The organism is Faecalimonas hominis (assembly GCF_054660755.1).
The window spans coordinates 1-8,264 of sequence record NZ_BAAHSH010000026.1 but is presented as its reverse complement, the minus strand read 5'-3'; the positions used below and the strand labels follow the sequence as shown (position 1 = coordinate 8,264).

The window sequence follows — 8,264 nt, the reverse complement described above, 5'->3', positions numbered from 1 at the left end:
ATTTAGTTTACCACTACAATTCTTTCTATATATTTCCGTCCGTTTTCCTGTATGATCCGTCTGGCTTCTTCTGCCATACTGCAAGATTCCCCCCGAAGCACACGCTCAATTTGAGTTTCTGTTACAGACAATCCGGTATTTCTACGCACCTGTTCTGCTGTCTCATCAATACATCGAATCACTCCAAGCTCCAGACTCCTGCACGTTGCTGCATTCGGAACAGCATTGTCCAGCCTCATAAGGTCAACGGTCCAGCCACCAATATCAACAAGCAGAACAGACGGTTCATTTTTCAGATATTCTGGATGCAGAGCAAGCGCAGAGTATCCCTGTGGGAACAGTTTCACATCTTTTATTGTTATCTCATATAATTCACTTTCATATAAAAATCGCACTGGCTGCTCTTTCCGCAACAGATACTCCCTGAATCCCTGTTTCTCTCTTCCAAAACTTGAAAGCGGAAGTCCGACAGCCAGAATTGCCTCTGTCTTTCGTTCCGCTTTCCGATGCTTGATTTCTTCTGCAATGGCTGCCAACGTCAGCAGATAATAATTATCATTGGACGTTTTATTTTTTACCAGTGTCTGTCTCCCTGTACCACAGACATAATACTTTCCCTGATACTGCAGAACATTCTGCATGGTATACGGCTCGTAATCATACCTAATAATTCCACTTGGGAAAGACACTTGTCTTGTTTTTATTGCATAATAGCCATGATCAATTCCTACTATCATCACAATCACACCCTTCTTTCATTTTTTCGTCTGGCATAAAGTCAAGAACCCTTTTTCTGCTGCAACGGATCGTTGCAAAAGTGCCTGTTTTGAACACTTTTCTAAGTTTTCACACCCCAAAACCTGCGGAAACTCTGGAGTTCTCATACCGCTGCTGCTTGAGGAACACTCCCTGTTCTTTCCCAGCCGGTTAAAAAATATCCCTCTTCCGGCGGCTGTCCAGCCTGTCCGGGAGAGGGATATATCGCAATGTTCCTTTTTGAACAATGGCCTGTCTTTTTATTTTTATGAGATGTTCTTCCTGCTTTTGTAGCATGGAGGAATACTCAACTTCCGTCAAAAATTTCCGGATATATGCTCCTTTTTTCCCCAGCGTGTTATCTGTTTTTAACATCTCTATTTCTACCATGTAATGGGTATCCGGATGATATCTGGTTTCACATAAAATGCTTTCGCCTTTGATATAATCTGATTTCACCGCCTCCCTTGCTGCCGCTAAAAGTTCATGGATACTTACCTCCACCTGCATCACCTCCTTCAAAAATAGCGAAAGAAAAGCAGACCCCTTAATCGAAGTCTGCCTCTGTTGGATATGGTAATCCTCTCTTCTTATATTTTAAATCAATCATTTTTCGGAGCTTCTCTCTTTTCTCTTTCGTTGGCGCATGCTTTTGAAATTCAACCAACCATCTTTCTAATCTTCCATCATCATCGATCCACGTATCGTTTTCGTATTCCCATTCATCTAATAACTTGATCAGTGCATCCAATGGTTCTTCCACATCATCGCCAAACTCTTTCCATAAATTTAATCCATAACTTTCCAAGCCAAAGAATTCTGTTAGAAATGAAAACCTCTCCATATCCCCCAATGTCATCTTTTTTCTGCCCGTCAATAATTCTTGATCCCTGCTGCCACAGTAACTCAAGAAAATCTTTTTTTCTTTCTCACTTTCGCTCATAGATTGTCCCCTTTCAGAAATAATTCTTTATTACGAAACATTATAAAATTTTAACTCATTAGAATCAATATATATGTTTCCAAATAACGAAACTTTCATTTTTTAAGGAGAACGTATTATGCAGAAAATCAGACCAGATATGGATATCGGTAAAAATATTCAATCTCTCAGATACAAAAATAATCTAACGCAAGACCAGGTCATTGCAAAATTGAATCTCATGGGTATTGTCATATCTAAAAGCACTTATGCCAAACTGGAAACAAACCGCATGAACATCAAAGTGTCTGAGTTAGTCGCTCTGGCAAAGATCTTTCATACAGATATCAATGCATTCTTTGACGGGCTGCTGTAATTCGACATTCACCTACTCCCTGTGTGTATATAATAATCTCTTAAAAAAGAACTAGTCTATATTCTTATCGGATATAAACCAGTTCTTTTTCTTTCCATCTATATTATTTTTACTATCTATATTAACCATTCAATATTCCCCTACTACATACACATATTTTTTCATTATCTGTGCATACAGTACCTATATTCTATTCCACATCAACTGTATACACTCTATATACAGGCTATCTTGTTACACCAGTTTACATCAAGAATCAGCACCTTCGGATTGCCGATGACAGACTGTGCAAGCATTAGCCTCTGTTTCATTCCTCCTGACAACGCTGTCATTTTCTTGTTGCGCACCTCCGTAAGTGCAAGCATATCCAGAAGTTCATCTATCTTTTCTTTCGCTTTCTTTTTGGAAATACCTCGCAGTGACGCCATGTAGAAAAGAAAATCTAATACGGTAAATCCCCGATACTGTATCGGAAACTGAGGCATATATCCCAAATATTCCCGAAATTCACGCTGATTTTCTGATTTTAAAATATTCTTTCCATCTAAAAGCACTTCTCCCTCATCAGCCTCTATGTTTCCCGTAATAATATTCATCAACGTACTTTTGCCGGCACCGTTTGCCCCCAAAAGTCCGTATACACCGTCATTTAATTTACAGGACACATTACTGAGCGCCTGCTTTTTTCCGTATCGCTTAGAAAGATTTCTAATTTCCAGTTCCATATGCATTCCCCCTTAAAATCTTCCCATAACCTGCAATTTATCCCAATTTTTCTTCTCGTAATCTTGCTTCTTGATGCACACTATTCCTTCTTCCGTCATGCTGACATACCAATCTCCTGCCACATATTGCGGACTGTACAAATATTCTTCTTTGGAAATTTTTTTCTCTGTTTTCTTCTCAGCGTCATATATTCTCAATTCTCCGTCTACAGGCGAACCTTCTTTGTCAAATAAGGAATAGTAAAATTTCCCTCCCCAATAGTTCCACACAAGTTCTTTTCCGTTCTTTTCCTTTTTAACAATACTTGTTTTTTCTTTCGTCTGTAAATCTAATTTATACACTTCCGAATATTTCTCATTTTCTTCTGAATAATACATATTTTTCTGTTCTTTATCTGTGCCCAAACACCATCTTGTTTTTGTCACATCTGTAAGTATCATGTCTGTTTGTTTCGTTTCCATATCATAAAGATAAAGCGAATTTCCTGCATAATAAAGTAACTGTCCATCTTTATAAGATAAAACATCTACATAACCTGTCATCTCATCTATTTCTTCCGTTTCTTTCAACACATCTATCTTCCCATCTTCTAACGAAATGGAAATGAACTGCCACACTAACTTTTCAGGATTTTCAGGATTGTTTGTTAAATCTGAATATTCTACTCCCAAATAGATTTTATCTTCTATAAACCACATAGGTGCTTTTATCATACAAGTCATATGTTTTCCGCCCTCATTTAATTTGGCAAGTTCTTTTCGATTGCTTCCGTTTGCATCGCTTACATATAAAGAAAATTCTTCACTTGCCGGTTTAAAGAAATATAGTTTTCCTCTATAATTTCCTACGGTAGAATTAAATCCGTTTTCTATGTAAGCGTTACATTTCAATGAACGATGCTTGCAATTTGGTTTATCACAAACCGGCATGTTTTCTTTTAACTCATAGTCATAGAATTTCATTAACTTATCATACCCGTCTAAATAGAAAATGCCGTCTTCTTTCACTTGCATTCTCATGTTTGTTACAACCGAGTAATTTTCCGGTTTTTCTTTTGCTTTCTCCTCCCGTTTACACGCCGCACTCATCGTAATAAATAACGCCGCACTTATAATAAGACATATCTTCTTTCTCATACAATCACCTTCTCTCTTTATTCCATTCCGAAAACTGTCTGTTCCACTCTGCGATAACTTTATCTATTCCTGCCTGTTTATATTTTTCTACGATTTGTTCCATGTTTTTTATAACTTCTTCACCACTTCCAGAATATACTAAACTATTCAAAGCAACTACTTTTTCTAATTCTTTTTCAATTCCTTTTCCCGAAAATCGGAAACCTAATGCTTTTGATACCTCTGTGTTTTCAAATTCTTCCGGATAAATTTCTTTTAAATTATTATCTTCATTTACTTCCACATATCCTAATAATTGATTCCCTGCTGCTGAACTTGGAATATATTCCCCTTCACTCATCGGTTTTACCGCTTTTCCATCTACCACATCATAATTTTCTTCGCTTCCCCACATAATCGCATTAACCAAATCTTTATCTGTATATAATGCACATAACAAATCAAATGCTTCTTTCGGTTGTTTTGATTCTGTTGTAATTCCTGTTTCTTTTAAAGCAATGGACAACTCCCACACTTTTTCTCTATATATTTCCTTTACTTCATGAGTATCCCAAAAATTAGGTTTTTGAAATCCTAAATAAGCATTTTTACTCCAAAAAATTGTTTCCACAGATAGAAAATATTCTGATTCTCGTTCTGATTCTATTTCCGGACGCCATAATCTCGCTTTGTAAAACTCTCTCATTCCCGCAAGATTTCTTTTATATTCCGGTGTTTCATACAAAAACTCCGCTTCCACTTTATTTGTATTTTCCCTAAAGATAATCGGATACATTACGCCCATCGCTCCTGTTGTTTCCGGAATTTCTTTGGCATACATTAATAATCCCGATACTGTAGCAAAATTTTTTCTCCCTGCCTTTTTCTCTCCTTCTGCCACTTTTAATAATTCCTCTTTATATTTCCATAAATCTCCGTCCCAGTTTTCCGGGTGTACATTATACTTTTCTGCCAATTCTTTATCCCATATATACACTGTCTTATCCGGTAATAGTCCCGGTGATATTACACTATACTGTTTTCCGTTTATTTTATAACTGTCCCATATTTTCTCTGGAACAGCATCTTTGATTTTCTTTCCTTCTTTTGTATTCAGATAATCATCTAAAGGAAGTAAGCGTCCTTCCAAAGCATCTTTATCCGTATCATAAGGCTCTGCCCATGTTGGTATACCTGTTTCCAATAAATCTACTGTTTGATTTTTCTGTACAGTTTCAGACGTCACAAATTCGACTTCATAGGGATAGCCTTTTTCTTTTAAGACCTGATTAAAATAATCCTGATGTTCCCAAAAACTTTGTTCACTCTGCCATACAAGTTTTATTCTTTTTTCTTCATTATCCTTATTCTTATTTGTTGTGCTACAGCCTGTACAACAGATAAGTGATAATATCAAAATTCCTGCCAACGCTTTCTTCATGACGCCACTTCCTTTCTTATATAATTAATATAGAGAATTATTTTTTATTTTTCTCCCATTCCGAAAACTGTCTGTTCCACTCTGCGATAACTTTATCTATTCCTGCCTGTTTATATTTTTCTACGATTTGTTCCATGTTTTTTATAACTTCTTCATCACTTCCAGAATATACTAAACTATCCAACTCAACTACTTTTTCTAATTTTTTTCAATTCCTTTTCCTGAAAATCGGAAACCTGATGCTTTGGATACTTTTGCTTTATCTATCATTTGAGGATATATTTCTTTTAGATTATTATCCTGATTCACCTCCACATATCCCAATAATTGATTCCCTACCCAAAAATGAGGTATATATTCTCCCTGAGTCATCGGTTTCACTGCTTTTCCATCTACCACATCATAGTTAACTCCTTTTTCGCCCCATTCAATTGCATTCACTAAGTCTTTGTCTGTATACAATGCACATAATAAGTCAAACGCTTCTTCCGGGTGCTTTGACTCCGTTGTAATCCCTGTTTCTTTTAAAGCAATGGACAACTCCCACAAAGTATCTGCATACAACTCTTTCATCTCATGTGTAGTCCAAAAGTCAGGCTCTTTAAATCCTAAATAGGCATTTTTAGTCCGAAATTGTGTGTCTATAGATAAAAAATATTCCGTTTCTCTTTTGCTATCTAATTCCGGACACCACAATCCCACCTTGTAAAATTCTCTCATTCCCACAAGATTTCTTTTATATTCCGGTGTTTCATACAAAAACTCTGCTTCTATCTTATCTGCATTCTCCCTAAAGATAATAGGATACCTTATTCCCATCGCTTTTGTCGTTTCCGGTATATCTTCCACATACAATGTTAAATCTGATACTATTGCAAAGTTCTCTCTTCCTTCCTTTTTCTCTCCTTCTGCCACTTTTAACAGTTCCTCTTTATATTTCCACAAATCTCCGTCCCAATTTTCCGGGTGTACATTATATTTTTTTGCTAATGTTGTATCCCATATATATACTGTTCTATTAGGAATCATACAAGGTGATACTACCGTATACTGTTTTCCGTTTATTTTATAACTGTCCCATATTTTTTGTGGAACAGCATCTTTGATTTGCTTTCCTTTTTTTGTATTCAAATAATCATCTAAAGGAAGTAAGCGTCCTTCCAAAGCATCTTTATTCGTATCATATGGATTTGCCCATGCATCAATTCCCGTTTCCAGCAAGTCTACTTTCTATCCTTTCTGTACGGTTTCGGACGTCACAAACTCTACTTCATAAGGATACCCTTTTTCTTTCAACACTTGATTGAAATAATCTTGATGTTCCCACAAACTTTGTTCACTCTGCCATACAAGTTTTGTGACTTTTTCTTTCTTATCTGTAGTTTGTTTTATTGTGCTACAGCCTGTACAACAGATAAGCGATACAATCAATATTCCTGCCAATGCTTTTTTCATAACGCCACTTCCCTTCTTAATATAAGTAATATAGAGAATTATTTTTTATTTTTTTCCCATTCCGCAAACTGCCTGTTCCACTCTGCAATAACTTTGTCTATTCCTGCCTGTTTGTATTTTTCTATAGTTTGTTCCATGTTTTTTATAACTTCTTCGGCACTTCCAGAATATACTAAATTATTCAAAGCAACGACCTCTTCTAATTCTTTTTCAATTTCTTTTCCTGAAAAACGAAATCCTGATATTTTAGACACTTTCGCTCTCTCTATTTCCTTTGGAAAATTTTCTTTTAACTTGTTATCTTCATTTACTTCCACATATCCTAATAATTGATTTCCCGCATATAATCTTGGTATATATTCCCCTTCACTCATCGGTTTTACCGCTTTTCCGTCTACCACTTCATAGTTTTCTTCATCTCCCCATTCAATTGCATTGACTAGGTCTTTGTCTGTATACAATGCACATAATAAGTCAAACGCTTCCTCCGGGTGCTTTGACTCTGTTGTAATTCCTGTTTCTATACAATTAAGCGATAATTCCCAAAGTTTTTCTGTATATAATTCTTTCACCTCATGCGTATCCCAAAAATCCGATTCTCGAAACCCTAAATAGGCATTTTTACTCCAAAATTGTGTTTCTATAGAAAGAAAAGACTCCGCCGTTCTTACTGTTTCTATTTCCGGACGCCATAATCCCATCTTGTAAAACTCTCTCATTCCCGCAAGGTTCCTTTTATATTCCGGTGTTTCATATAAAAACTCTGTTTCTGCCTTATCTGTATTTTCTCGAAAGATAATTGGATACAAAAGCCCTAGTACTTTTGTTGTTTCCGGGATCTCTTCAGCATACAGCAATAGTCCCGATACAGTAGTAAAATTTTCTCGTCCTGCTTTTTTCTCTCCTTCTGCTACTTTTAATAATTCCTCTTTATGTTCCCATAAATCTCCGTCCCAGTTTTCCGGGTGTACATTATACTTTTCTGCCAATTCTTTATCCCACACATAAACTGTTTTATCCAATAAAAATCCCGGAGATAATACGCTATACTGTTTTCCGTTTATTTTATAACTATCCCATATTTTCTCTGGAACAGCATCTTTAATCTTCTTTCCTTCTTTTGTATTCAAATAATCATCTAAAGGAAGTAAGCGTCCTTCCAAAGCATCTTTATTTGTATCATAAGGATTTTCCCATGTATCAATTCCTGTTTCCAGTAAATCTACTCTCTGTCCTTTCTGTACAGTTTCAGACGTCACAAATTCAACTTCATAGGGATGCCCTTTTTCTTTCAACACCTGATTGAAATAATCCTGATGTTCCCAAAAACTTTGTTCACTCTGCCATACAAGTTTTATTCTCTTTTCTTCATTATCCTTATTCTTTTTTGTTGTGCTGCAACCTATACAACAGATAAGTGATAATATCAACATTCCTACAAATACTTTCTTCATAACCTCAATTGTAAACCGA

General features: G+C 36.0%; 10 protein-coding genes and 1 pseudogene. 1 reads left to right on the top strand and 10 read right to left on the bottom strand.

The window, feature by feature from the left end; all coding sequences use genetic code 11:
* Positions 1-14: 14 nt before the first annotated feature.
* The 3 genes and pseudogenes from ACYQ35_RS04760 to ACYQ35_RS04750 all read right to left on the bottom strand — a co-directional run.
* Positions 15-737 (bottom strand): annotated as a pseudogene (locus ACYQ35_RS04760) (ParM/StbA family protein); the annotation flags it as partial.
* A gap of 190 nt (positions 738-927) precedes the next feature.
* A complete protein-coding gene (locus ACYQ35_RS04755) occupies positions 928-1,266 on the bottom strand; it encodes a DUF5720 family protein (RefSeq protein WP_172679856.1) in 339 nt (112 codons plus the stop codon).
* A 37-nt stretch (positions 1,267-1,303) separates the two neighbouring features.
* Positions 1,304-1,699, bottom strand: coding sequence for a hypothetical protein (locus tag ACYQ35_RS04750; RefSeq protein ID WP_055155828.1), 396 nt, complete (start codon positions 1,697-1,699; stop codon positions 1,304-1,306).
* 118 nt (positions 1,700-1,817) lie between these two features.
* Between ACYQ35_RS04750 and ACYQ35_RS04745 the strand changes: the two genes are divergently transcribed.
* Positions 1,818-2,054, top strand: coding sequence for a helix-turn-helix domain-containing protein (locus tag ACYQ35_RS04745; protein ID WP_004614531.1), 237 nt, complete (start codon positions 1,818-1,820; stop codon positions 2,052-2,054).
* Positions 2,055-2,269: 215 nt separating this feature from the next.
* Here ACYQ35_RS04745 and ACYQ35_RS04740 read toward each other — a convergent pair whose 3' ends face one another.
* The 7 genes from ACYQ35_RS04740 to ACYQ35_RS04710 form a co-directional block, all read right to left on the bottom strand.
* Positions 2,270-2,779: an ABC transporter ATP-binding protein gene (locus tag ACYQ35_RS04740; RefSeq protein ID WP_459830799.1), complete on the bottom strand. Its 510-nt coding sequence runs from the start codon at positions 2,777-2,779 to the stop codon at positions 2,270-2,272.
* A gap of 12 nt (positions 2,780-2,791) precedes the next feature.
* The gene (locus ACYQ35_RS04735; protein WP_009462532.1) at positions 2,792-3,916 is read right to left on the bottom strand and encodes a hypothetical protein; all 1,125 of its coding nucleotides are present in this window, start codon (positions 3,914-3,916) and stop codon (positions 2,792-2,794) included.
* A 4-nt stretch (positions 3,917-3,920) separates the two neighbouring features.
* Positions 3,921-5,336, bottom strand: coding sequence for a DUF3502 domain-containing protein (locus ACYQ35_RS04730; protein WP_459830795.1), 1,416 nt, complete (start codon positions 5,334-5,336; stop codon positions 3,921-3,923).
* Positions 5,337-5,373: 37 nt separating this feature from the next.
* On the bottom strand, positions 5,374-5,520 hold the full coding sequence (locus ACYQ35_RS04725; protein ID WP_459830793.1) for a DUF3502 domain-containing protein: 147 nt from the start codon (positions 5,518-5,520) through the stop codon (positions 5,374-5,376).
* Positions 5,521-5,534: 14 nt separating this feature from the next.
* Positions 5,535-6,557: a hypothetical protein gene (locus ACYQ35_RS04720; protein ID WP_459830791.1), complete on the bottom strand. Its 1,023-nt coding sequence runs from the start codon at positions 6,555-6,557 to the stop codon at positions 5,535-5,537.
* A gap of 9 nt (positions 6,558-6,566) precedes the next feature.
* Positions 6,567-6,791 carry a hypothetical protein gene (locus ACYQ35_RS04715; RefSeq protein WP_459830789.1) on the bottom strand — a complete coding sequence of 75 codons (225 nt, stop codon included), beginning with the start codon at positions 6,789-6,791 and terminating at the stop codon, positions 6,567-6,569.
* 38 nt (positions 6,792-6,829) lie between these two features.
* Positions 6,830-8,264: DUF3502 domain-containing protein (locus ACYQ35_RS04710; protein WP_459830786.1), on the bottom strand; the 1,435-nt coding region annotated here is incomplete at its 5' end.

Excerpts from the sequence above, each read along its gene's own strand:
- ACYQ35_RS04755 (WP_172679856.1), bottom strand. The coding sequence starts at position 1,266 with ATGCAGGTGGAGGTAAGTATCCATGAACTTTTAGCGGCAGCAAGGGAG.
- ACYQ35_RS04750 (WP_055155828.1), bottom strand. The coding sequence starts at position 1,699 with ATGAGCGAAAGTGAGAAAGAAAAAAAGATTTTCTTGAGTTACTGTGGC.
- ACYQ35_RS04745 (WP_004614531.1), top strand. The coding sequence starts at position 1,818 with ATGCAGAAAATCAGACCAGATATGGATATCGGTAAAAATATTCAATCT.
- ACYQ35_RS04740 (WP_459830799.1), bottom strand. The coding sequence starts at position 2,779 with ATGGAACTGGAAATTAGAAATCTTTCTAAGCGATACGGAAAAAAGCAG.
- ACYQ35_RS04735 (WP_009462532.1), bottom strand. The coding sequence starts at position 3,916 with ATGAGAAAGAAGATATGTCTTATTATAAGTGCGGCGTTATTTATTACG.
- ACYQ35_RS04730 (WP_459830795.1), bottom strand. The coding sequence starts at position 5,336 with ATGAAGAAAGCGTTGGCAGGAATTTTGATATTATCACTTATCTGTTGT.
- ACYQ35_RS04715 (WP_459830789.1), bottom strand. The coding sequence starts at position 6,791 with ATGAAAAAAGCATTGGCAGGAATATTGATTGTATCGCTTATCTGTTGT.